This is a genomic window from Stenotrophomonas hibiscicola ATCC 19867, assembly GCF_000382065.1.
GTDB classification, from domain to species: Bacteria; Pseudomonadota; Gammaproteobacteria; order Xanthomonadales; family Xanthomonadaceae; genus Stenotrophomonas; species Stenotrophomonas hibiscicola.
The window spans coordinates 129,796-153,018 of record NZ_KB907502.1 but is presented as its reverse complement, the minus strand read 5'-3'; the positions used below and the strand labels follow the sequence as shown (position 1 = coordinate 153,018).

General features: G+C 67.8%; 17 protein-coding genes. 6 read left to right on the top strand and 11 right to left on the bottom strand.

What is annotated here, in order from left to right:
- Nucleotides 1-32 precede the first annotated feature (32 nt).
- The 3 genes from G370_RS0114785 to G370_RS0114775 are packed head-to-tail and all read right to left on the bottom strand — an operon-like array spanning nucleotide 33 to nucleotide 7,785.
- Nucleotides 33-3,119 (bottom strand): efflux RND transporter permease subunit, encoded by a 3,087-nt coding sequence (locus tag G370_RS0114785; RefSeq protein ID WP_019661293.1) that lies wholly within the window; start codon nucleotides 3,117-3,119, stop codon nucleotides 33-35.
- Entirely contained in the window at nucleotides 3,116-6,577 is a 3,462-nt protein-coding gene (locus G370_RS0114780) for an efflux RND transporter permease subunit (protein WP_154081354.1), read from the bottom strand. Before G370_RS0114780 ends, G370_RS0114785 begins: the two co-directional genes overlap by 4 nt.
- A gap of 56 nt (nucleotides 6,578-6,633) precedes the next feature.
- The gene (locus G370_RS0114775) at nucleotides 6,634-7,785 is read right to left on the bottom strand and encodes an efflux RND transporter periplasmic adaptor subunit (RefSeq protein WP_019661291.1); all 1,152 of its coding nucleotides are present in this window, start codon (nucleotides 7,783-7,785) and stop codon (nucleotides 6,634-6,636) included.
- 205 nt (nucleotides 7,786-7,990) lie between these two features.
- On the opposite strand from G370_RS0114775, the gene G370_RS0114770 reads away from it, so the two are divergent.
- Complete coding sequence (locus tag G370_RS0114770; protein ID WP_019661290.1) at nucleotides 7,991-8,386, top strand: c-type cytochrome; 396 nt, start codon at nucleotides 7,991-7,993, stop codon at nucleotides 8,384-8,386.
- A gap of 9 nt (nucleotides 8,387-8,395) precedes the next feature.
- Nucleotides 8,396-8,857: a c-type cytochrome gene (locus G370_RS0114765; protein WP_019661289.1), complete on the top strand. Its 462-nt coding sequence runs from the start codon at nucleotides 8,396-8,398 to the stop codon at nucleotides 8,855-8,857.
- A gap of 153 nt (nucleotides 8,858-9,010) precedes the next feature.
- Here the strand turns inward: G370_RS0114765 and G370_RS0114760 are convergent, their stop codons facing one another.
- The gene (locus tag G370_RS0114760; protein ID WP_019661288.1) at nucleotides 9,011-10,894 is read right to left on the bottom strand and encodes an ATP-binding cassette domain-containing protein; all 1,884 of its coding nucleotides are present in this window, start codon (nucleotides 10,892-10,894) and stop codon (nucleotides 9,011-9,013) included.
- A 410-nt stretch (nucleotides 10,895-11,304) separates the two neighbouring features.
- Nucleotides 11,305-12,180 (bottom strand): LysR family transcriptional regulator, encoded by an 876-nt coding sequence (locus G370_RS0114755; protein WP_019661287.1) that lies wholly within the window; start codon nucleotides 12,178-12,180, stop codon nucleotides 11,305-11,307.
- A gap of 102 nt (nucleotides 12,181-12,282) precedes the next feature.
- On the opposite strand from G370_RS0114755, the gene G370_RS0114750 reads away from it, so the two are divergent.
- Together G370_RS0114750 and dbpA are read left to right on the top strand one after the other, a co-directional pair.
- Nucleotides 12,283-13,362: a YeiH family protein gene (locus tag G370_RS0114750; protein WP_019661286.1), complete on the top strand. Its 1,080-nt coding sequence runs from the start codon at nucleotides 12,283-12,285 to the stop codon at nucleotides 13,360-13,362.
- A 155-nt stretch (nucleotides 13,363-13,517) separates the two neighbouring features.
- Nucleotides 13,518-14,894 carry an ATP-dependent RNA helicase DbpA gene (dbpA, locus tag G370_RS0114745; RefSeq protein WP_019661285.1) on the top strand — a complete coding sequence of 459 codons (1,377 nt, stop codon included), beginning with the start codon at nucleotides 13,518-13,520 and terminating at the stop codon, nucleotides 14,892-14,894.
- A 78-nt stretch (nucleotides 14,895-14,972) separates the two neighbouring features.
- On the opposite strand, the gene G370_RS0114740 is transcribed toward dbpA, so the two are convergent.
- Entirely contained in the window at nucleotides 14,973-15,512 is a 540-nt protein-coding gene (locus G370_RS0114740; protein ID WP_019661284.1) for an adenine phosphoribosyltransferase, read from the bottom strand.
- Between the two features lie 298 nt (nucleotides 15,513-15,810).
- Between G370_RS0114740 and G370_RS0114735 the strand changes: the two genes are divergently transcribed.
- A complete protein-coding gene (locus tag G370_RS0114735) occupies nucleotides 15,811-18,234 on the top strand; it encodes a membrane-bound PQQ-dependent dehydrogenase, glucose/quinate/shikimate family (protein WP_019661283.1) in 2,424 nt (807 codons plus the stop codon).
- A gap of 101 nt (nucleotides 18,235-18,335) precedes the next feature.
- Nucleotides 18,336-19,190: an IclR family transcriptional regulator domain-containing protein gene (locus G370_RS0114730; RefSeq protein ID WP_026347165.1), complete on the top strand. Its 855-nt coding sequence runs from the start codon at nucleotides 18,336-18,338 to the stop codon at nucleotides 19,188-19,190.
- Nucleotides 19,191-19,266: 76 nt separating this feature from the next.
- On the opposite strand, the gene pcaC is transcribed toward G370_RS0114730, so the two are convergent.
- From pcaC to pcaH, 5 genes are all read right to left on the bottom strand, one after another.
- Nucleotides 19,267-19,653, bottom strand: coding sequence for a 4-carboxymuconolactone decarboxylase (gene pcaC / locus G370_RS0114725; RefSeq protein WP_019661281.1), 387 nt, complete (start codon nucleotides 19,651-19,653; stop codon nucleotides 19,267-19,269).
- 22 nt (nucleotides 19,654-19,675) lie between these two features.
- Nucleotides 19,676-20,461: a 3-oxoadipate enol-lactonase gene (pcaD, locus tag G370_RS0114720; RefSeq protein ID WP_019661280.1), complete on the bottom strand. Its 786-nt coding sequence runs from the start codon at nucleotides 20,459-20,461 to the stop codon at nucleotides 19,676-19,678.
- Nucleotides 20,462-20,487: 26 nt separating this feature from the next.
- Complete coding sequence (locus tag G370_RS0114715) at nucleotides 20,488-21,831, bottom strand: 3-carboxy-cis,cis-muconate cycloisomerase (protein ID WP_019661279.1); 1,344 nt, start codon at nucleotides 21,829-21,831, stop codon at nucleotides 20,488-20,490.
- Nucleotides 21,832-21,921: 90 nt separating this feature from the next.
- Nucleotides 21,922-22,485, bottom strand: a complete 564-nt coding sequence (gene pcaG / locus G370_RS0114710; RefSeq protein ID WP_019661278.1) for a protocatechuate 3,4-dioxygenase subunit alpha — start codon at nucleotides 22,483-22,485, stop codon at nucleotides 21,922-21,924.
- A 4-nt stretch (nucleotides 22,486-22,489) separates the two neighbouring features.
- Nucleotides 22,490-23,200: a protocatechuate 3,4-dioxygenase subunit beta gene (gene pcaH, locus G370_RS0114705; protein ID WP_019661277.1), complete on the bottom strand. Its 711-nt coding sequence runs from the start codon at nucleotides 23,198-23,200 to the stop codon at nucleotides 22,490-22,492.
- Nucleotides 23,201-23,223 lie beyond the last annotated feature (23 nt).

Sequence of the window (23,223 nt, the reverse complement as noted above, 5' to 3'; positions counted from 1 at the left end):
GCCTCCCCCACACCACAACACGTTGTCGCGCATTACGGCCGGGCAGCGCCCGGCTCTACCCTCTCCACACCTCGGGCACGGCGGATCAGCCGCGTCACCGCACTGCGCAGGTCATCCAGCACTGCATAGATGGTCGGCAGGAACAGCAGGCTGACCACGGTGGAGAACGCAAGCCCGCCGGCAATCGCGCGCGCCATCGGCGCGTACTCCGGACCATTGCCGAACATCTGCGTGTTGGTCAGCGAGATCGGCACCATCGCCAGGATCGCCGTGCCCATCGTCATCATGATCGGGCGCAATCGCTCGCGTGAGCCCTCCACCAGCGCCTGGGTACGGCCCATGCCGCTGCGCCGCAGGTTGTTGATGTGCTCGATCATCACGATGCCGTTGTTCACCACCACCCCCATCAGCACAAGGATGCCGATGAAGGACATGATCCCGAACGAGGTGCCGGTGATCCAGAACAGCCAGAACACGCCGAAGATCGAGAACAGCACGCCGCTCATGATCGCCGCCGGGAACAGCAGCGACTCGAACACCGCTGCCATCACCACGTAGATCATCACCAGCGCGATCAGCAGGTTGAACACCATCTGCTGCATGGCTTCGTCATCGTTGCCGTAGTCGCCGCCATCGAAGGTGAAGCCATAGCCGGCCGGGAAATTCATCGGCTTGAGCACCGACTCCATCGCCTTGCGGCCATCCGGCGCGGTGACCTTCTCGGCCAGGTTGGCCTTGATGGTCAGCGTGGTCTGGCGGTTGGTGCGGCCGATCTGGGTGGCCGACGAACCGACGTCAACGGTGACCAGGCTCAGCAGTGGCACGCTGCGGCCGTCGCCGGTGCGCACGCTGAAACCGGCCAGGTCTTCCGGGCTGCTCTGCTCGGCACCCGCGAAACGCACCCACACCGGCACTTCGTTGTCACCACGGCGGAACTCGCGCATCGGTGCACCACGCAGGGCCAGGCCGACGAAGCTGGCCACCTGCTCGGCATTGAAACCGAACGCCGCAGCACGCTCGCGGTCAACGCGCACCTTCAGCTCGCCGCCCTTCTCACCATTGTCGATGCGCACATCGCGCAGCTCGGCACGCTGGGCCAGCAGCGGCACCACTTCCTGGCCGATCTCCTGCAGCATCGAACTGGAGTCGCCGACCAGCTGCACCTGCACGCCCTGGTTGCCGCCACCGCCGCCATCACCGCCCTGGTTGCCGACAAAGTAGTCGGTGCGCGCCGACTTCGGCAGGCCCTTGCGCAGCTCTTCCTGCAGCGCCTTGATGTCCTTGGCGTACTTCTCGTCCAGGGTGACCACCGTCGAGCTGCCTTCCTGCTCGCTGTACCAGGAGTACACCTGCTTGACGTGCAGGCGCTCGCGGTTGGCGTCGATCCAGTTCTCCACGCGCGCCACCTCCTCGGACATCTGCCGATAGGTATAGGCGCCCTTCCACATGTAGCCGATGAAGATGTCCTTGCCGCCATCACCGCCGAACATGTCGACCTTGGTCAGCTTCATCGGCACCAGGCTGACCAGCACCACCAGCACGATGCCGAGCAGGCTCCAACCGCGATGGTGCAGCGACCAGTCCAGCAGTCTGGCGTAGCGGCGCTGCAGCCGCGCGATCAGGCCGGTCTGCGAGTGCACCAGCTTGGGCGTGGCCATGCGCGCGGACAGCATCGGGATCAGGCTGACCGCGACCAGCCACGAGGCCAGCAGCGAGACCGAGATGGTGATCGCGATCTGCGCCATGAAGATGCTGATGTTGTTGGTCTCGCCGAACAGGTTCGGCACGAACACGATGCAGTGGCACAGCGTGCCGGCGCTGAGCGCGATGGCCACGTTGCGGGTGCCGATGATCGAGGCCAGGCGCGGCTGTCCCGGCATGCGCTCGCGCTCCTGGTAGATGCTCTCCACCACCACCACGGCGTTGTCGACCAGCATGCCCACCGCCAACAGCAGGCCCATCATGGTCAGGATGTTCAGCGTCACCCCGACGAAGTACATGAAACCCAGGGTGATGGTGAAGCAGATCGGAATGGCCAGGGTCACCATCAGCGTGGACGGCCAATGGCGCAGGAAGAAGAACAGCACCGTCACCGACAGGATCAGGCCGACCGCACCGGCCTCGGCCAGTTCCAGCAGCGAGGAGGTCACCGCCTTGCCCTGGTTGTCGATCACCTTGATCTGCACGTCGCGCATCGATGCTTCGGCACGGATCGATTCGACCTCGGCCAGCGCCGCGCGCGAGACTTCCACCAGGTTGGCGCTGCGCTCCTTGAAGATGTCCAGGCCGACGGCCGGGTTGCCGTCCAGGCGGCGCCCGTAGTTCATCCGCGCCGGCTTCAGGCGCACGTCGGCGATGTCGCCCAGGCGCAGGCCCTTGGCGTTGATCACCAGGTCGCGCATTTCCTGCAGGTCGGTGATCTCGCCCACCGGCTGCACGCGCACGCGCTGGCCGTTGTCGTCGATCTGCCCGGCCGAGATCGAGAAGTTCAGCGTGCGCAGGCGCTCGCTCAGCTCGTTGATGCTCAGCCCATGCGCGTTGAGCCGGTTCGGATCGATGGCGATCTCCACCTCGTTCGGCGGCGCGCCGGTGATGTCGACGCGGGCCACGCCGGGGATGCGCTCGATGCGCCGCTTGAACTCGCGGTCGAGCATGTCGTAAGCGGTGGTCAGGTCGGTGGTGCTGGCCAGGCGCACCTTCAGCACCGGCTGGTCGCTGCTGGACCACTTGAACACGTTGTAGCGCTGCAGGTCATCGGGCAGGTCGCTGCGGATCGCATCGATGCGCTCGCGTGCATCGGACGCGGCGATGGCGATGTCCCGGTCCCAGTCGCTGAACTCGATGAAGATCAGCGCCGCCTCGGAGGTCGCCGACGAGCGCATCCGCTTGATGCCGGTCATCGTCGCCAGCGATTCCTCCACCGGGCGGATGATGGTCCGCTCCACTTCCTCCGGGGTTGAACCGGTGTACGGAATCTGCACGAACAGGAACGGCGCGGAGATGTCCGGCAGCGCTTCCAGCGGCAGCCGGAACGAGGCGATCAGGCCGATCACCACCAGTGACACGAAACACATGATGGTGGTGACCGGACGGCGGATGGAGAACTCGGCAACACTCATGCCGGTTCCTCCGCACCCGCCGCGCTGCCTGCTGCACCCGGCTCGATCTCGCCGGCGTGCTTGCGGCCACGCTCGCGGTAGTAGGCGTCACCGCGCCGATCCATCAGGTCGTATACCACCGGGATCACCAGCAGGGTGAGCAGGGTTGACACCAGCAGGCCACCGATCACGGTGATCGCCATCGGTGCACGCACTTCAGCGCCCTCGCCCATCGCCACCGCCAGCGGCAGGAAGCCGAACAGCGTGCACAGGGTGGTCATGATGATCGGCCGCAGGCGCGAGCGCGCCCCTTCCACCAGGGCCTCGTGCTTGGCCACGCCGGCCTCGCGCAGCTGGTTGACCTTGTCGATCAGGATGATCGCGTTCTTGGTGACCAGCCCGACCAGCAGGATCAGGCCGATGAACACCACCACCGAGATGGGCTTGCCGGTCAGTGCCAGCGCCAGGATGGCACCGACCAGCGCCAGCGGAATGGTGAACAGGATCACGAACGGGTGCAGGAGCGATTCGAACTGCGAGGCCATCACCAGGTAGACCAGGAAGATGGCCAGGCCGAAGGCGAAGATCAGCGACTTCGCCGCCTGCGCCAGCTCCTCACCCTGGCCACCGATGTGCAGGCCGACACCCGCGCCCAGCGGTTGCTCGGCGACCATCTGCTGCACTTCACGCATGGCCGCACCCAGATCGATGTCGCGCAGGTTGGCCGAGACCACCGCAACGCGGGTCTGGTCGGCACGATGGATCTCGCTGGGGCCAGTGGTGGCAACCACGTCGGCAACCGCGTCCAGCGTCACCGGACGGGTACTGCCGGGATTGACGATCAGGCGGCGGATGCTTTCCACGCTGGCACGATCACCTTCCTGTGCACGCACCAGCACGTCGATCTTGCGGTCGCGGAAGCTGTAGCGGGTCGCCACGTCGCCGCGCACCTTCTTCACCACCACATCGGCGATCTGGCGGGTGGTCAGGCCCAGCGCACCGGCACGCTCCTGGTCGAAGCGGATCTGGATTTCCGGGAAGCCCTCTTCCACCGTCGACTTCACGTCAGCGTAGTGCGCATTGCCACGCAGCATCGCCGCCAGGCGCTGGCCAGCCACTTCCAGTGTCGCCATGTCCTGCCCGCGCAGCTCGATTTCCAGCGGCGTGGAGAAGCTGAACAACGCCGGCCGCGCGAAGTCGACCTGTGCGCCTGGATGCTGGCCCATGGTGTCACGCAGGCGCTCGGTGATCTCCGCCTCGGTACGCGCGTTGCCGCCGCCTTCCATCACCACGGTCAGCTTGCCGATGTTCTCGCCGCTCTCGGTCGGGCTGGCATCCAGGCGGGTGCCGCTGCCGCTGACGCCATACAGCGAGGCCACGCCCTCGCCGTTGCCGTGGGCCAGCTGCAGCTCGCGCACCAGCGCATCGGTCTGCTTCAGCGGCGTGCCGGCCGGCAGCTTCACCGTCATTTCGAAACGGTCCTGCGCCAGCTGCGGGATCAGGTCGGCACCAAGCATCGGCACCAGCGCTATGGTCGCCACGAAGATGATCGTGGCCACGCCCAGCACCTTGCCCGGATGGGCCAGCGCGCTCGGCAGCAGGCGCAGGTAGCCGCGCTCGGCACCGGCATAGGGCTTCATCGCCAGATCGCTGGCCTTGCGCATCACCGGGCCAACCACGGCCACCACGCCACGCCACGCCCGCACGACCAGCCAGGCCAGTGCATAGAAGCTCCAGCGCGCGGTCGCCACGGCACCACGGCGACCCAGCGCCACCGGCTTCTGCCAACGGTTCTGCGGCTGCCACGGTTCGTTCGGTGCCTCTTCCGGGAACGCCAGCGGCGGCCGTCCCTTCAGCGAGCTCAGCATCGGGATCAGGGTCATCGACACCAGCAGCGAGATCGCAATGGCGATCGCCACGGTCAGTGCCTGGTCGCGGAACAGCTGGCCGGCGATGCCATCGACGAACACCAGCGGCAGGAACACCGCGATGGTGGTCAGGGTCGAGGCGACCACCGCCATGCTCACTTCGCGGGTACCGACGATGGCCGCCTGCAGGATACCCAGGCCACGCTCACGCGCCTTGGCGATGCTCTCCAGCACCACGATCGAGTCGTCCACCACCAGGCCGGTAGCCAATGCCAAACCGCCCAGCGACATCACGTTCAAGCTGAGGCCGAGCTGGCCCATGAAGAAGAACGTGGCGATGATCGAGACCGGCAACGACAGGCTGATCACGAAGGTGCTCCAGCCATCGCGCAGGAACAGGAAGATGATCAGTATCGCCAGCAGGCCACCGATCACCGCATCCTTCTTGACGTCGGCGATGGCGTGCTCGATGAAGCGCGACTGGTCCTCGATGGTGGTCATCTCGACATCGGACGGGAACGTGCCCTTGATCTGCTCCAGGCGCTTGCGCAGCGCTTCGGCGGTGGACACGGTATTGGCGTCGCCTTCCTTGTAGATCGCCAGTTCCACCGATTCCTTGCCGCCCAGGCGGATCACCGCTTCACGCTCCTTGTAGCCCTGGCGCACGGTGGCCACGTCCTTCAGGCGCACCGGCACGCCGTTGGCGACCACGCTGGAGCCACTACCGGACGATGCGCTCTGTGCCGCCGACGCCGCCGCGATGGCCGCCGCCGACCCGGTCGACGCGGCGATGTTGAACATCTGCTGCAACGCCGAGTCGGCCGCGCTGCCGTTCGAGCCCTGGGTGGTGACCAGCAGGTTGCGGATTTCCTCCAGGTCGGCGAACTGGTTGACGGTACGCACCAGGAAGCGCTGCGAGCCCTCCTCCAGGCGGCCACCGGAGATGTTGATGTTCTCGTCCTTCAGGCGCTTGATGACGGTGTCGATCGGCAGGTTCAGCTGGGCCAGCTTCTGCTGGTCGATGTCGACCTGGATCTCGTCCTCGAGGCCGCCACCGACCTTGACCGCTGCCACGCCGGTGACCGGCTCCAGCTTCTTCTTCAGGTCTTCATCGGCATAGCGGCGCAGGCCGGTCAGCTCGCGGATCGCATCGGCATCGGTGGCTGGCGCGTCCTTGCTCGACAGCACCAGGCGCATGATCGGCTCGGTGGATGGATTGAACCGCAGCAGTACCGGGGCCTTGGCCTCCAGCGGCAGGTTCAGCGCTTCCATCTTGTCGCGCACCTCCAGGCTGGCCTGGTCCATGTTGGTGCCCCAGGCGAACTCCAGCACCACATCGCTCTGGCCGGTGCGCGAGACCGACTTCAGCTTGCGCAGGTTCTTGACCACGCCCACCGCTTCTTCGACCGGCTGGGTGATCAGGGTTTCGATTTCAGTCGGCGCCGCACCGGTGTACTCGGTGCGCACGGTCAGCGTCGGGTAGCTCAGGTCGGGCAGCAGGTTGACCTTGAGGTTGCCCAGCGCGATCAGCCCGAACAGCAGCAGGGTGACCGTGCACATGGCAATGGTCACGCGGCGGCGGGTAGCGAACTCCACCAGGCCGCCGCGCATGCCGGCGGCGGCACCGTCGCTCTCCGGCGAGGCACCGTGGTCGTGGCCCTGGGCGGTCATTGCTTGCTCCCGGCCTTGTCTGCCGGCTTGGCTGCCGCTGCGACCGTCTTCGCCTTTGCCTTCGGATCGGCGATCACCTGCACTGCGGTACCGTCGCGCAGCGCGACCTTGCCGGCGGTGACCACCTGATCACCGGCCGCCAGGCCATCACGGATCTCCACCCACGGGCCCTCGGCGTAACCCAGCTTGACCGGAACGCGTGCGACCTTGCCTTCGCGCACCCGGAACACCGCCGGCTCACCGTCGTCGAGCAGCGCCAGGCGCGGCACCACGAGCGCATCGGCACGCTGGTCGTAATCGATGCGGATGCGCCCGAACATGCCGGGCTGCAGCGCGTGCGCGGCGCCATCGAAGGCGCTGACCACGCGAAACGTGCCGCTGCCCGAATCCACCACCGGCGCGATGCGGTCGACGGTGCCGGTGAAGCTCTGGCCCGGCAACGCGTCGGCGGCCAGGGTTACCGGCTGACCGGCACGCAGCGTGGCCAGCTCGCGTTCGGGCACGTTGAGGGTGGCTTCCAGGCGCGAGTTGTCGACGATGCGGAAGATCGGCGTGTTGATCTGGACGAAGTTGCCGGTCTTGATCGAGCGCGATGCGATCACGCCGGAAATCGGCGCCACCACCGTGGTGTAGGACAGTTCCAGCGTGGCCAGGCGGTACTGCGCGCGGACGTTCTCCAAGTCGAAACGCAGCTGATCGACATCGGCCGCACTGACCATCTGCTGACCAACCAGTTTCTGTGCACGCTGGTAGTTGTTTTCCAGCTTGCGCATCTGCGCTTCGCTCTGGGCTACGGCCAGGCGTGCGCGGTCCGGGTCCAGGCGCACCAGCGGCTGGCCGGCGGTGACCCGCTGGCCTTCCTCGACCAGCACCGCCAGCGCCACACCGGAGGTCTTGGCCACCACCTGCGACTCGGCGCGTGGTTCCAGCGCGGCGGTGCCTGTGTAACTGGCCGCGACCGCGCGATGGCTGGCCACGGCCACTTCGACCGGGACCGCATCGACCTTCTTCTCCTCCTTGGTGTCGGCGGCCTTGGCTTCGGAATTGGGCCCTGCGGCGCAACCGCCCAGCAGCAGGGAGGTGGAGATCAGCAGTGCGGCAGCGCAGATTCCGCTGCGACGGCCGGACGGGAAGGTTGGGTGCGACATCGTCAGGTCCCTGGAGGATGCGTGGACAGGTGTGGTAGCAAAGTAATGCACCACTTCACGGCCACACCATATCCCAAAGGTCATGGTGCCTTCACGCCACCGGTCGGACCGACCCCATTTCAGCTAGATGAAACCTGAGGCTATACTCGGGTCGTTCCGTACCCCACGCCGGAACGACCAGACCCGAATCCCCGGAAACGACACCATGCGCCCGCAGCCGCTCGCCGCTTGTCTCGCTCTGGCCGTCCTCCTGCCCCTTGGGGCCGCCGCACAGCCCGCTCCTGCTTCTGCTCCCGCCACACCTGCCCCGGCCCCGGCTCCCGCCGCCGCGCCGGCGCCTGCCGCGCCCACCGGCAACTTCGACAATGGCCGCGTGCTGGCCTACACCTGCCAGGGCTGCCACGGCATCACTGGCTACAAGAACGCCTACCCCAGCTACCGGGTGCCGAAGATCGGCGGCCAGACCCAGCAGTACCTGGCCCAGGCCCTGGCCGAGTACCGCCAGGGCAAGCGCCGGCATCCGACGATGCAGGCGCAGTCGATGAGCTTCAGCGAACAGGAGATCGCCGATCTCTCTGTTTACCTGTCCACCGTCAAGTAAGGCCCGCCCATGTCGAAAGCCGCGCATCCGATGCGTCATGCCATCGCCCTGTCCGTTGCCCTGCTGCTGGCCGCCTGTTCGCAGTCGCAGGTGGAAAACAGCGAGAAGTCTGCCGCCGACCCGGGCCACGCCAGCGGCGAACACGGCTCTTCGTCTTCGGCCGGCCTGCCCGCAGGCCGCGAGGCCGCCGGTGAAGCCCGCGCCAAGGTGAAGGGCAAGGCCACCAACCAGAGCTGCATCGACTGCCACGGGGCCGACGGCAATGCGCCGATCGATCCGACCTACCCGAAGCTGGGTGGGCAGTACGGTGACTACCTGGCGCACGCGCTGCAGGCCTACCGCGCCGGTGACCGCCAGCACATGTTGATGACGCCACAGGCGAAGGACCTCAGCGATCAGGACATCGCCGATCTGGCGGCGTATTTCGGCAGCCGGCCGAGCCAGCTGCGGGATCTGCACGGGGTCAAATGACCGCAGGCCCCCGGTGGGTGCGGACCGTCGGTTGGTAGGTGCGGACCGTTGGTCCGCACAGATTCCGGATATCCACGCATGGCGTGGATCTGCTGAGCCGAGCGTGGGCTCGGCTCTACATCAATCGGCGCGATCGCTGGTGCCGGTCAACGCTCAGCCTTCCAGCTCTTCCCAGCGCGCGTAAGCGGCATCCAGTTCGGCCTGCACCTTGGCCAGCTGCTGGGTGTGCGCCGTCACTTCAGCACTGCTGCGGGTGTAGAACGACGGGTCGTTCATCGCCGAGGTCAGGCCTTCGACATCGCCTTCCAGCTTCTCGATGGTCTTCGGCAGCTGCTCCAGTTCGCGCGCTTCCTTGTAGGCCAGCTTGCGCTTGGGTGCGGCCGGAGCTGCGGTAGCCGGGGTGGCCGGCGCAGCGGCCGCCGGCTTGGCCGCAGGGGCCGCGGCAGGCGCTGCGATGCTGGCCGCATAACGCTGCCAGTCGCTGTAACCGCCCACGTACTCGCCGATCACGCCATCGCCCTCCATCACCAGCGTGGAGGTGACCACGTTGTCGATGAAGTCACGGTCGTGGCTGACCAGCAGCAGGGTGCCGGTGTATTCGCCCAGCAGCTCTTCCAGCAGCTCCAGGGTTTCCACGTCCAGGTCGTTGGTCGGTTCGTCCATCACCAGCAGGTTGGACGGCTGCGCGAACAGCTTGGCCAGCAGCAGGCGGTTGCGCTCGCCACCGGACAGGCGGGTAATCGGCGCACGCGCACGTTCCGGGGTGAACATGAAGTCCTGCAGGTAGGCATGCACGTGCTTGCGCTTGCCGTTGAACTCGAGGAAATCGCGGCCTTCGGCGACGTTCTCGATCGCGCTCCAGTCTTCGCGGAGCACCGCGCGGTACTGGTCGAAATACGCGATCTGCAGGTTGGTGCCGGCATTGACTTCGCCCTTGGCCGGCTGCAGCTCGCCCAGCAGGAGCTTCAACAGCGTGGTCTTGCCGCTGCCGTTGGGGCCGATCAGGCCGATGCGGTCGCCGCGCAGAATGGTCGTGGTGAAATCGCGGACCATGGTGCGCTCGCCGAAGGCGAACGAAATGTCCTTGACGTCGATGACCTTCTTGCCGGAGCTGATGCCCTGCGCCGCTTCCATCTTGACGTTGCCGCTGAGATCACGGCGCTGCGAACGCTCCACGCGCATCGCCTTCAGGCGGCGCACGCGGCCCTCGTCGCGGGTGCGACGGGCCTTGATGCCCTGCCGGATCCAGACTTCTTCCTGCGCCAGCAGCTTGTCGAAGCGGGCGTTTTCCTGCGCCTGCGCATTGAGGCGTTCCTCGCGGCGGCGCTCGTAGTTGGCCCAGTCGCCTGGCCAGCTGGTGACCTGGCCGCGGTCGATCTCGACGATGCGGGTGGCCAGGGCACGCAGGAATCGACGGTCATGGGTGACGAACACCACGCTGCCGCTCCAGCCCTTCAGGAACGCTTCGAGCCAGTCGATGGCCTCGATGTCCAGGTGGTTGGTCGGTTCGTCCAGCAGCAGCACATCGGGGCTGGACACCAGCGCGCGGGCGAGCAGCACGCGGCGCTTCATGCCGCCGGACAGGCGGCCGAACTCGGCCTCGCCATCCAGGTCGAGCTTGGTCAGGGTTTCGCTGACGCGCTGGTCCAGGCCCCAGCCGTTGGCGGCATCGATCTTGGCCTGCACGTTGCCGAGGGCTTCGCCATCGAAGACTTCGGCATGGCTGAGGTGGTGGAATTCGGCCAGCCACTGGCCCAGCTCGCCGAGGCCATCGGCGACGACGTCGAACACCGAGCCGGCGGCGCCGTGCGGCACTTCCTGCTCCAGGCGGGTGACGCGCACGCCCTGCTGCACGCGGACTTCGCCGTCATCGGGCTTGTGGTCGCCGGACAGCAGCTTGAGCAGGGTGGATTTGCCGGCGCCGTTGCGGCCGATCAGGGCGATGCGTTCGCCCGGCTCGATCGACAGTTCGGCTTTTTCCAGCAACAACGGGCCGCCGACGCTGAAGTCGACGTTCTGCAGAGTAATCAGAGGCATCCGGATATTGTACGGGTTGGGGGCGTCGGCCGGGTTGCACCCGGCACCCGCGGTAGTGCCGGCCGCTGGCCGGCAACGTCAACGGCAACGTCAAAAGCTGGTTTCCTGTGGGATGCCGGGGCGGTGCGGGTCTGCAGGACACGCCGTAAACCCCTCCTTGGGGGCTCGATGGCGCCATCCATGGCGCCAACGGTCCTGCAGACCCACACCGCCCCGCCTCTGACAGTTTCCCGCGATCTGTCGGAACGGCATTCTGCGCGGGTGGGTGTCGACCTTGGTCGACACGGCAGATCCAGGCCACGCGTGGATGAGCGCTGCAAGGCCTGTCGATCTGTCGGGGTCGGATCCCGTTGCTGCGCAACGGGCTCTGACCCCTTCGTGGAATTCGCGCAGTGCAAGACCGATCCCTGCTACTCCACGTCCCCCAGCAACGCCTGCAACCCCGGCAGCCACTGCTTGCCGGGATGCCGTACCAACCACAGGGTGCGCTGCAGGGGCGGCAGCGGGGTCTCCAGCACGCGCAGCCGGCCCAGGGCCAGCGGCTCTTCCAGCGCGTGGCGGGAAAGGCAGGCCAGGCCGAGGCCGGCGATGGCGGCCTGCTTGATCGCCTCGGTATTGCCCAGCTGCAGGGTCTGGGCGAAGCCGCGCAGGTGCGGCAACAACGCCTGCTCCACCGCTTCGCGGGTACCCGAGCCGGGCTCGCGCAGCAGCCAGCGTGCACGGCGCAGTTCGTCCAGCGTCCAGCATGCGGGGGCGTCGGCGGCGGCGACGATCACCAGCGGGTCCTGCTGCCAGGCCGTGACCTGGAGGCCACGCTCGTGGCACGGGCCTTCGATCAAGCCGGCGTCGACGTCCAGGCGCTGCACGGCGGCGACCACGCCAGCACTGTTGTCGATGCGCAGATCAACCTCGGCCTGCGGCGCCTGTCGCAGCAGCTCGGCGATGCGCGGCGGCAACAGGTAGTTGCCGATGGTGGTACTGGCGGCCAGCACCAGCCGCAGCGGCGCGCCCTGCCCCGGATCGCCGCCGGCGGCCAGCTGCCGCTCCAGGTCGGCGGCGTTGACCAGCAGCGTGCGGGCCGGCTCCAGCAGCGCGCGGCCGTGGCCGTTCAGGGCCAAGCGGCGGCCGATGCGGTCGAACAACGGGGTACCGAAGTGTGCCTCCAGTTCCTGCAGCGCAGCACTGCTGGCCGACTGCGATAGCGCGATGGCTTGGCCAGCGGCGGTGGTGCTGCCGTGATCGGCGATGGCGACGAAGACCTGAAGCTGGCGCAAGGTCAGGCGCATGTCATTTACCCGCTTGATAGGTAGATTTCACCCATATTATTCGTTTTACAGGTCAGCCATGCAGGCGCACGCTTGCCTGGCCATTCCAGACCTGCCGTTGCCATGAACGCCCCCGCTCTCTCCCCCTGGTCCCTGCCCGCTCTGCGCCAACGCTGGCTGCCGCGCCTGCCCGGCCTGCTGCTGGTCGGCCTGGTCGCGGCGGCGTCGCTGTACCTGGCCGAGCTGCCCTGGCTGCAGGCACACGGCTTGAGCGCGCTGACCGTGGCCATCGTGGCCGGCATCGTGGTCGGCAACACCTTCTACCCGCGGCTGGCACCGAGCAGCGCGGCGGGCGTGGGCTTTTCCAAGCACTGGCTGCTGCGTGCCGGCATCGTGCTGTACGGCCTGCGCCTGACCTTCCAGGACATCGGCCACGTCGGCGTCAGTGGCGTGCTGATGGACGTGCTGGTAGTGGCCAGCACCTTCGGCCTGGCCTGCTGGCTGGGCGTGCGCGTGTTCAAGATGGAACGCGAGGCGGCGATGTTGATCGGCGCCGGCAGCGCAATCTGCGGTGCAGCGGCAGTGATGGCCGCCGAACCGGTAGTGCGTGGCCGTGCGGCGCAGGTCACGGTGGCGGTCTCTACGGTGGTGGTGTTCGGCACGCTGGCGATGTTCCTGTACCCGGCGCTGTATGCGCTGGTGCAGTCGCACGGCTGGCTGGCGATGGACGCGCGGCAGTACGGCCTGTTCACCGGTGCGACGGTGCATGAAGTGGCACAGGTGGTGGCGGCCGGCCGTGCGGTCAACGAAGCTGCGGCTGATACTGCCGTGATCACCAAGATGGTGAGGGTGATGCTGCTGGCACCGTTCCTGGTCGCCCTGTCGCTGTGGCTGGCGCGTGGCGGCGAGGCCAGCGCCGACGGCAGCAAGGCACGCATCGTGGTGCCGTGGTTTGCGTTCGGTTTCGTGGCGGTGGCCGGGTTCAACTCGCTGCACCTGCTGCCGGCCGGCCTGCAGGCCGGGCTGGTGCAGCTGGATACCGTGCTGCTGGCGATGGCGATGGCCGCGCTGGGCCTGACCACCCACGTCTCGGCGCTGCGCCAGGCGGGCCTGAGGCCGCTGCTGCTGGCGCTGATCCTGTTCGCCTGGCTGCTGTTCGGTGGCCTGGCGATTCATCAGGGCGTGCTGGCGGTGCTGGGCTGAGCAGGAGCGTGCCGACCAGCCGTCGGCACCCACCCGTAGATCCACGCCATGCGTGAATGGCGGGCCCAGTTGGGGGTCAGAGCCCTTTCCTGCGGAAAGGAGGCCGACCCCACCCCATCAGGCGGGACCGGCCGCGCAGGCAGGTACAATGCGCCATGACTGACTTCTCGACCCTGCCGCTGAGCCCGGCCCTGCAGCCCGGCCTGGATGCCCTCGGCTACACCACTCTTACCCCTGTGCAGGCGCAGAGCCTGCCGGCCATCCTCGATGGCCGCGATGTGATCGCACAGGCGCCGACCGGCAGCGGCAAGACCGCCGCCTTCGGCCTGGGCCTGCTGCAGGCCATCGATCCCAGCCTGATCCGCGTGCAGGCACTGGTGCTGTGCCCGACCCGCGAACTGGCCGACCAGGTCGGCAAGCAGATCCGCAAGCTGGCTACCGGCATCCCCAACCTGAAGCTGTTGCTGCTGGTGGGCGGCGTGCCGCTGGGCCCGCAGCTGGCGTCGCTGGAAGGCCACGACCCGCACGTGGTGGTCGGGACGCCCGGCCGCGTGCAGGAGCTGGCGCGCAAGCGCGCGCTGAATCTTGGCGCGGTGCGCACGCTGGTGCTGGACGAAGCCGACCGCATGCTCGACATGGGCTTCGAGGAACCGATCCGCGAGATCGCCGGCCGTACCCACAAGGATCGACAGAGCCTGCTGTTCTCGGCCACCTTCCCCGACAGCATCCGTGCCATGGCACGCGACCTGCTGCGCGACGCGGTGGAAGTGACCGTGGAAGGCGCCGACCAGGCCCCGGCCATCCGCCATATGTTCTGCGAAGTGGAACCGGCGCACCGGCAGAAGGCGCTGGCCGGCCTGCTGCTGAAGTACACGCCGGAATCGGCGGTGGTGTTCTGCAACACCCGCAAGGACGTGGACGAAGTGGCGAACTCGCTGCAGCAGTTCGGCTTCTCGGCACTGGCCCTGCACGGCGACATGGAGCAGCGCGACCGCGAGGAAGTGCTGCTGCTGCTGGCCAACCGCAGCTGCAACGTGCTGGTCGCCAGCGACGTGGCCGCGCGCGGCCTGGACGTGGAAGAGCTGGCCGCGGTGATCAACTACGAGCTGCCGACCGACGTGGAGAGCTACCAGCACCGCGTGGGCCGTACCGGCCGTGCCGGTGCCAGTGGCCTGGCGATCAGCCTGGTGGCCGGCCGCGAGAAGACCCGCGCCGAAGCGATCGAAGCACAGATGGGGCAACCGCTGGATTGGCAGAAGACGCCGCTGGCGACGGCGCGCCCGGCCGAGCTGCCGCAGGCATCGATGCGCACGCTGCGCATCGATGGCGGCAAGACCGACAAGCTGCGCCCGGGTGACATTCTCGGCGCATTGACCGGCGACGCCGGCCTGTCAGCCAAGTTCATCGGCAAGATTGCGATCTTCCCGACCCGCTCCTACGTGGCGATCGCCCGTGAGCAGGCCAACAAGGCCGTGGCCAAGCTGGAAGCCGGCAAGATCAAGGGCCGTCGTTTCCGCGTGCGGATGATGTAAGGAACAGGGTGGTCGCCGGGCGTGGCCCGGCGCTACCGGCATGCCGTGTGTAGCGCCGGGCCACGCCCGGCGACACGCTCAGAACACCAGTTCGGTGTGCAGCGGCAGGTCCGCTTCCCAGCGCGCGCGGCCGCCGAGTCCGTCCAGTTCGACCAACACGCCGGCACCCACCACCTCGACACCCAGGCGGCGCACCAGCGACAAGGCAGCGACCAGCGTACCGCCGGTGGCCAGCACGTCATCGATGATTGCTACGCGGGCACCGGCCGGCAGTGCATCGGCATGCACCTCGATGCAGTCGCTGCGGTATTCGAGCGTGTATTCCTCGCGCAGCACCTGGCCCGGCAGCTTGCCCGGCTTGCGCACCGGCACGAAGCCCACCCCCAGTTCCAGCGCCATCGCGGCGCCGAGGATGAAGCCGCGCGATTCGATGCCCACCACGGCATCCAGCTTCTGGTCGCGCCAGCGGTCGGCCATCGCGGTGATCGCGCCGTGGAAATCCCCGCCGTGGGCGAGCAGCGGCATGATGTCCTTGAACAGGATGCCAGGCTTGGGGAAGTCGGCGATGTCGCGCAGGCGGGAGGACCAGGCGGGGAGGGCCATGGTGGCGTCGGTCATTGCAGCTACCAGCGTGTATGGCGGCATAGGGTAACCGGTTCGCCTGCGCCCTGCCCGTTCCCGGTACCTGCGCGCCAATGCGTTCCATCAATGGCGACGCGCCGTCACGTCAAAATCGCACACTAGTGCGATAATCGCCACAACCGGTCATTCACCCAGCCTGCGCCATAAGCAGGCCGACGCCTGCCCGCCTTCACCGGCCCGCAGCCGCCCGGGATGCCGACGGCCCCCGCCACGCCTGGCGCGCGCGGGGCTTCCCCGCCTCCGCGCGGGTTTTTCGCAATGAGGTTCATGCAACGTGGACGAGACGACGGAGGTTCCGGCCCTGTGCCGTGTGCTGGTGGTCCTGCTCGGCATCCTGGTGACCCTGTTCGGCCTGGCTCTGCTGGTCGGTGGTGTTCGCCTGGTAATGCTGGGGGGCAGTTGGTATTTCCTGCTGATGGGTGCTGTGTCGGCGGTCGCCGGGGTGCTGCTGGTGATGCGTCGGCCGAACGGTGCGCTGCTGTACGGCCTGGCCTTCGTGGCCACGCTGGTCTGGGCGCTGGTGGATGCGGGCTGGGAGTTCTGGCCGCTGGTCTCGCGCCTGGTGATGCCGGCCGTGCTGGCCCTGCTGGTCGCGCTGGCTTGGCCGGTACTGCGCCGCAGCCGCGGCCAAGTGGCCGGTCGTGGCGCCTATGGCGTAGCCGTGGTGCTGCTGGTCGGCCTGCTGGGCACGGCCTTCTCCGCCTTCCAGCCGCGCCCGGTGCAGACCGCACAGGGCACGACGCCGCCGGTGGTACCGGTGGCCAAGGGCGCTGAACAGCGCGACTGGATGCATTGGGGCAACACCACCGCCGGCACCCGCTTCGCTGCACTGGACCAGATCACCCCGGCCAACGTGAAGGAGCTGCAGGTCGCCTGGACCGCGCACACCGGCGACGTGCCGGAAAGCAACGGCTTCGGTGCCGAGGACCAGAACACCCCGCTGCAGATCGGCGACACCCTGTACCTGTGCACCCCGCACAACCAGGTGATCGCCATCGACGCCGACTCCGGCAAGCAGCGCTGGGCCTTCGACCCCAAGGCCACCGCGCCGAACTGGCAGCGCTGCCGTGGCCTGGGCTACTTCGATGCGGCCACCGCAGCGGCAGCCACAAAGACCGCTGCGCCAGCACCCGCACCGCAGCCGGCCACTGACACCGCCAGCGCCGGCCCGGCCCTGTGCGAAAAGCGCATCCTGATGACCTCCATCGATGCGCGCCTGTTCGCGCTCGATGCCAGGACAGGCGCGCTGTGCCCGGACTTCGGCAGCAACGGCGTGGTCGACCTGAAGACCGGCATGGGCGAGATCAAGCCCGGCTTCTACACCCTCACCGCCGCGCCGCTGGTGGCAGGCGACCTGGTCGTGGTCGGTGGCCGTGTGGCCGACAACATCGAAGTGGGTGAACCGTCCGGCGTGGTGCGTGCGTACAACGTGCGCACCGGTGCGCTGGCCTGGGTCTGGGACCTGTCGAAGGAAACCCCGGATGTGCCGCTGGATCCGTCGATCCACTACACGCGCGCCACGCCGAACGTGTGGACCTCGATGGCCTACGATCCGCAGCTGGGCCTGGTCTATCTGCCCACCGGCAACACCACGCCGGACCAGTGGGCCGGTGAACGCACCCCGCAGGACGACAAGTACAGCTCGGCCGTGGTCGCGCTGGATGTCGCCACCGGCAAGGAGCGCTGGGTGTATCAGACCGTCCACCATGACCTGTGGGACTACGATCTGCCCGCACAACCGACCCTGGTCGACGTGCCCGACGGCAAGGGCGGCACCTTGCCGGCACTGCTGCAGGTCACCAAGGCAGGCCAGATCTTCATGCTCAACCGGCAGACTGGCGTACCGATCAGCGAAGTACGCGACATCCCGGCGCCGCAGGGTAACGCTGAGGGCGAGCGCTACGCCGCCACCCAGCCGCTGTCGGTGGGCCTGCCGCAGATCGGCGCGGAAACGCTGACCGAGTCGGACATGTGGGGGGCGACTCCGATCGATCAGATGCTGTGCCGGATCCAGTTCAAGCAGTTCCGCTACGACGGCATGTACACCCCGCCGGGCGAGGATCTGGCGCTGCAGTGGCCGGGCTCGCTGGGAGGCATGAACTGGGGCAGCGCTTCGGTCGACCCGACCACGGGCTACCTGTTCGTCAATGACATGCGCCTGGGCCTGTGGACCAAGCTGATCCCGCGCGCACAGATGACCAGCGGCGCCGGGGGCGTGGAAATGGGTGCGGCGTCGCAGACCGGCACGCCCTACGGCTCGCTGCGCGACCGCTTCCTGTCCAAGCTGGGCATTCCCTGCCAGAAGCCGCCGTTCGGTACGATGTCGGCGATCAACCTGGCCACCCGCCAGCTTGTCTGGCAGGTGCCGGTGGGCACGGTGAAGGACACCGGGCCGATGGGCATCAAGATGGGCCTGCCGATTCCGATCGGCATGCCGACCCTGGGCGGTTCGCTGGCCACGCAGTCGGGCCTGCTGTTCTTCGCCGGTACGCAGGATTACTACCTGCGCGCCTACGACAGCCGCACCGGTGAGGAAGTGTGGAAGGCCCGCATGCCTGTCGGCAGCCAGGGCACGCCGATGACCTACGTTTCGCCGAAAACCGGTCGCCAGTACGTGGTGATTTCCGCCGGTGGTGCCCGCCAGTCGCCGGACCGTGGCGACTACGTGATCGCCTACGCGCTGCCCGAGCGCAGGTGACCCACGCCACGCGGTGCAGCCTGCCAGGCTGCCCCGCGTGGGTACCGGTTGCCGGTTCCAGCGCTTACCATGCAAGGTCGAACCTGATGAAAGCTGCTGCCATGCCTGCCGTTCCTCCCAGCCGTCGTCCCAAGCGCCCGCCCGCGCCGCCGCAGGATCGTGGCTTGGCCCATGAGCTGATGCAGCAGATCCAGGACAACCAGGGCGATCCGGATTTCATGACCTCGCTCGGCCGCGGCCTGGCCGTGCTGAGCGTGTTCTCGCAGCATCCGCGCGAAGTGACCATGTCGCAGATCAGCACTGATACCGGCATCTCGCGCGCTGCAGTACGGCGCGTGCTGTACACGCTGGAAAAGCTGGGTTATGTGGGCGAACAGGGCCGTGGCTACGTGCTGCTGCCGCGCGTGCTGGGCATGGGCGGCGCCTATGTGGCGTCGTCGTCGATGACCGCTGCCGCGCAGCCGGTGCTGGATGCCCTGCGCGATGATGTGCACGAATCCTGCTCGCTGGGCGTGCTGGACGGCGATGACATCCTGTATGTGGCGCGCGCGGAAACCGTGCGCATCATGTCCATCGGCCTGCGCGCGGGCAGCCGCCTGCCGGCCTACTGCACCTCGATGGGCCGCGTGCTGCTGGCCGCGTTGCCGCGTGACACGCTGGAAGGCTACCTGGAACGCAATCCATTGCGGCCGCGCACCGAGCGCACCATCACCCGCATGGATGTTTTCCTGGACGCCCTGGAAAAAGTGCGACGCGACGGCATGTCGCTGGTCGACCAGGAGCTGGAGATCGGCCTGCGTTCGATCGCCGTGCCGGTGCGCTCGCGCAGCGGCGATGTGGTCGGCGCGTTGAACATCGGCACCCAGGCAGGCCGCATCGGCCTGGGGGTGATGCAGACCCAGCTGCTGCCTCGCCTGCGCGAAGCCGCGCAGCGCTTGGGTACGCTGTTGAACTGAAATGTACTGAATCTGGTAGTGCCGGCCGCTGGCCGGCATTGCCGATGTGCAGGAGGTTGCTGGCCAGCCGACGGCACTACCGTTCCGAAGCCTGCTCTTCCAGGATTGGCTTGGCCAGTGCGAACGCGTGGTTCGCCGCCGGGACGCCACAGTAGATCGCTGCCTGCAGCAGCACTTCCTTGATCTGCTCCGGCGTCACCCCGTTGTTGCGGGCCGCGCGGATGTGCAGCTTGAACTCCTCGTCATGGCCCAGCGCAACCATCATCACGATGGTCAACAGCGAGCGCGTATGCCGCGGCAGTCCGTCGCGTGTCCACACCGTGCCCCATGCGGTGCGGGTGATGAATTCCTGGAATTCGGTGGTGAACTCGGTGCGTGCCTGCAGAGAACGTTCCACATGCGCCTCGCCCAGCACCTCACGGCGCACCGCCAGCCCGGCTTCGTAGCGTTCCTGTTCGTCCATCGTCGTAACCCTGTTGAGTGATTCAGTACTGCGCGGAAAGCTGCGCGGCGAGTGCCGCAGTGAACGCCTGCGGCGATTCCAGATTGCAGATATGCCGGCCCGCAACGGCGGCATATCGCCCGTGCGCCACGCCCTCGGCGATCGCCTGCAGTTCGGCCGGCACGCAGACCGGATCGTCATCACCGGCAATGGCCAGCAGCGGCACGCCGATGAGGTCCAGTGCATCACGGAAGTCAGCCGTGCCCACCGCATTGCAGCAGCCAGCGTAGCCTTCGACGCTGGTGGCGAGGAAACGTTGCAGGATGTCCTCTACTAGGCTGGCGTGGGTCTGCGCGAAGCCCGCGGTGAACCAGCGCTCGCGTGTGCCATCCACCAGCGACAGCAGGCCATCATGCTGGACCTGGGCGATGCGTGCCTGCCAGCCGTCCAGCGTGCCGATCTTCGCAGCGGTAGCCGCCACGGTGAGCGTGTGCAGACGGTTGCCGGCGTGCACGCCCAGCCACTGCCCGGTCAGGCCGCCGATCGACAGGCCGCAGAAGTGGCTGCGCTCGATGCCGAGGTGATCCCACAGGGCCAGCACGTCGGCGCCCAGCTCGGCCACGGTGTACAGCCCCGGCGGCGCACTGGACTGGCCATGGCCACGGCGGTCATAGCGCAGGATACGGTACTGCGAGGCCAGTGCATCCACCTGCGGCTGCCACATGCCCAGGTCGGTACCGAGCGAGTTGCAGAAGGTCAGCCACGGGCCATCGGCGCGGCCTTCGGTCTGGTAATGCAGGCGATGCTGCGGAAGGTCGAGGAAAGACATGGGGGCTCCAGCGTTGAACGTAGGAATCAGCCGCGCGCCAGCACGCGGTCGATCCACGTATCGGCCATGCCGCGCCAGCTGTCGGCGGCGAACAGGGCATCCAGTTGTGCGGGCGACAGCTGCGCGGTGATCTCCGGCGTCTGCGCCAGCACGTCGCGCAGGTGCAGCGACTGCGCCAACGACTGCCTGGCCGCCTGTTCCGCCAGCGCATGTGCGGCCGGCTTGCCGATGCGCTCGCCCAGGGTGACCGCCACGGCTTCGGCATAGAGCAGGCCGCCATGGCTGTCCAGGTGCTGGCGCATGCGCGCGCGATCCAGCTGCAGCCCCTGCACCACCACGGTCACCTGGGCCAGGCTGCCGGCGCACAGGCGCACGATCTCCGGCACGGTGTCCCACTCGGCATGCCACTGCCCGGCGGCGCGTTCATGCGGCTGCGGCATGGCCGTGAACAACGTGGACAGCAGGCCAGGCACGCGCGTGGCCGCAGCGATGGCGGCCACGCAGCCGACCGGGTTGCGCTTGTGCGGCATCGCCGACGAGCCACCCTTGCCCTCGCCCGCCGGCTCGAAAGCTTCAGCAACCTCGGACTGCATCAGCAGCACGATGTCGGTGGCGATCTTGCCCAGGCTACCGGTCAGCAATGCGAACACGCTGCCGAACTCGGCGATGCGGTCCCGTGCGGTGTGCCAGGGCAGCGCCGGCAACGGCAGCTGCAGCTCGGCGGCCAGCGCTTCGGCCACGTCCAGCCCACGCGTCTGCAGCGAAGCCAGGGTGCCAGCGGCCCCACCGAACTGCAGGACCAGGGTGTCGTCGGCCAGCGCATCGAGACGCCGCTGGCTGCGCTGCAGGGCATCGAGCCAGCCGGCGGCTTTCAGGCCGAAGGTGACCGGCACCGCCTGCTGCAGCAGCGTGCGCCCGGGCAGGCCGGTGCCGCGCTCGGCCTCGGCCAACCGCGCCAGCGCGGTACACAGCAGCTGAAGGCGCGCCTGCACGTGACTGACCGCCGCGCGCAGCTGCAGCACCGCGCCGCTGTCGATGATGTCCTGGCTGGTGGCGCCCCAGTGCACCCAGCGCGCGGCCTCGGCATCGCTCGCCCTGACCTGCGCGGTGAGTGCCTTGACCAGCGGAATGGCCGGGTTGCCGGCCAGTGCGGTCGCCGCCGACAGCGTCGGAAGCGCATACAGATCGGCGCTGCACGCCGCTTCGATCGGGGCCAGTGCAGCGGCGGGGATCACCCCGCACTGTACCTGCGCGCGCGCCAGGGCGCGTTCGACATCCAGCATCGCCTGCAGGCGTGCTTCATCACTGAACACGGCGTCGACGGCGGGGTCGCCGAACAGACCGCCCAGCAGCGTTGGGGAGTGGCTCATCGGTGCAGTCCATCCGGGGTGGCCACAGCTTACCCGCGCCCGCTGCACGCGGGCGTGGAGTGGCCGGAAGGCGCGTTGGCCGCGCCGCGATCAGTAAGCGAAGAACACGGTCTCGTCCGGACCCTGCATGCGCACGTCCCAGCGGTACAGGCCCTTGCCCTGCGCCTGCGCGACCAGGGTATGGCGGCGCTCGGCCGGCACCAACGCGAGGATGCCGTCCTCGCCATTGCTGGCTTCGTCACTGAAATAGATGCGGGCACGGGTGGCCTGCAGCAGGCCGCGCATGAACACCAGCACCATCAGGTGCGGTGCCTGCGCCTCCCCACGCAGGCCCGGCACGCGGCCCGGCTTGACGGTGCTGAAGGCGAAGCGGCCCTGGTCGTCGGTCGGTACGCGGCCCCAGCCATCGAAGGCCGGATCGTGGTCATCACGGCGCGGGTCCTCGCCATGGGCGTAGATGCCCTGCGCGTCGGCCTGCCAGATTTCCAGCACGGCATCGGACACCGGCACGCCATTGCCATCGAATACCTGCCCCTGCACTTCGATGCGATCACCCTGCGCGGTGGCCGGGGCGATCTCGGTGCGGTACAGCGGTTCCAGGCCCAGGCGGTAGTACGGGCCTACGGTCTGCCACGGAGTGGATTGGAAACTCATGGTCTTACTCCCAGACGGTCATCTTGCGACCGCGCAACACGATGTCGAAGCGGTAGCCGAGTGCGAATTCGTTGGCGGTGTTTTCCCAGTCGAACGAGGAGACCATGCGCTCGCGCGCCTTGGCGTCGTCCGTGCAGTTGTAGATCGGGTCGAACGCCAGCAGCGGGTCGTTGGGGAAGTACATCTGGGTGACCAGGCGCTGGCCGATGCCATCGCCGTGCAGCGAGAAATGGATATGCGCCGGGCGCCAGGCGTTGTAGTGGTTGCGCCACGGGTACGCACCCGGCTTGATGGTGGTGAAGCGGTAGCGGCCTTCGCTGTCGGTCAGCACCTGGCCGGTGCCCTTGAAGTTCGGGTCCAGCGGCGCATCGTGCTGGTCGCCCTTGTGCAGGTAGCGGCCGGCGGCGTTGCACTGCCAGACCTCGACCACGGTGTTGCGCACTGGGCGGCCATTCTCGTCCAGCACGCGGCCGCTGACGATGATGCGCTCGCCCTGCGGCTGGCCGGGGAAGCCGGCGGTCAGGTCGGCGGCATGCTCACCCAGGGTGATGCGGTTGATGCTCGGCCCGGTCACCTCCGAGAGCGTCACCGGGATCGCGATCGGGTCGGTACCCGGTCCACGCAGCGCGGTGGAGGCATACGGCAGATGGATGCGCGGCGGCTGGCTGCCGGGGTACGGCTTGCGATAGCCGCGCAGTTCGGTGGGATCGCTCATGGCGTGCTCCTGTTGGCGAGCGG

Coding starts and splice junctions, on each gene's coding strand:
- G370_RS0114785 (WP_019661293.1), bottom strand. CDS start 3,119: ATGAGTGTTGCCGAGTTCTCCATCCGCCGTCCGGTCACCACCATCATG.
- G370_RS0114715 (WP_019661279.1), bottom strand. CDS start 21,831: ATGAGCCACTCCCCAACGCTGCTGGGCGGTCTGTTCGGCGACCCCGCC.
- G370_RS0114760 (WP_019661288.1), bottom strand. CDS start 10,894: ATGCCTCTGATTACTCTGCAGAACGTCGACTTCAGCGTCGGCGGCCCG.
- dbpA (WP_019661285.1), top strand. CDS start 13,518: ATGACTGACTTCTCGACCCTGCCGCTGAGCCCGGCCCTGCAGCCCGGC.
- G370_RS0114780 (WP_154081354.1), bottom strand. CDS start 6,577: ATGCGCGGCGGCCTGGTGGAGTTCGCTACCCGCCGCCGCGTGACCATT.
- pcaH (WP_019661277.1), bottom strand. CDS start 23,200: ATGAGCGATCCCACCGAACTGCGCGGCTATCGCAAGCCGTACCCCGGC.
- G370_RS0114775 (WP_019661291.1), bottom strand. CDS start 7,785: ATGTCGCACCCAACCTTCCCGTCCGGCCGTCGCAGCGGAATCTGCGCT.
- pcaD (WP_019661280.1), bottom strand. CDS start 20,461: ATGTCTTTCCTCGACCTTCCGCAGCATCGCCTGCATTACCAGACCGAA.
- G370_RS0114740 (WP_019661284.1), bottom strand. CDS start 15,512: ATGACCGACGCCACCATGGCCCTCCCCGCCTGGTCCTCCCGCCTGCGC.
- G370_RS0114730 (WP_026347165.1), top strand. CDS start 18,336: ATGCCTGCCGTTCCTCCCAGCCGTCGTCCCAAGCGCCCGCCCGCGCCG.
- G370_RS0114765 (WP_019661289.1), top strand. CDS start 8,396: ATGTCGAAAGCCGCGCATCCGATGCGTCATGCCATCGCCCTGTCCGTT.
- G370_RS0114755 (WP_019661287.1), bottom strand. CDS start 12,180: ATGCGCCTGACCTTGCGCCAGCTTCAGGTCTTCGTCGCCATCGCCGAT.
- pcaG (WP_019661278.1), bottom strand. CDS start 22,485: ATGAGTTTCCAATCCACTCCGTGGCAGACCGTAGGCCCGTACTACCGC.
- G370_RS0114750 (WP_019661286.1), top strand. CDS start 12,283: ATGAACGCCCCCGCTCTCTCCCCCTGGTCCCTGCCCGCTCTGCGCCAA.
- G370_RS0114770 (WP_019661290.1), top strand. CDS start 7,991: ATGCGCCCGCAGCCGCTCGCCGCTTGTCTCGCTCTGGCCGTCCTCCTG.
- pcaC (WP_019661281.1), bottom strand. CDS start 19,653: ATGGACGAACAGGAACGCTACGAAGCCGGGCTGGCGGTGCGCCGTGAG.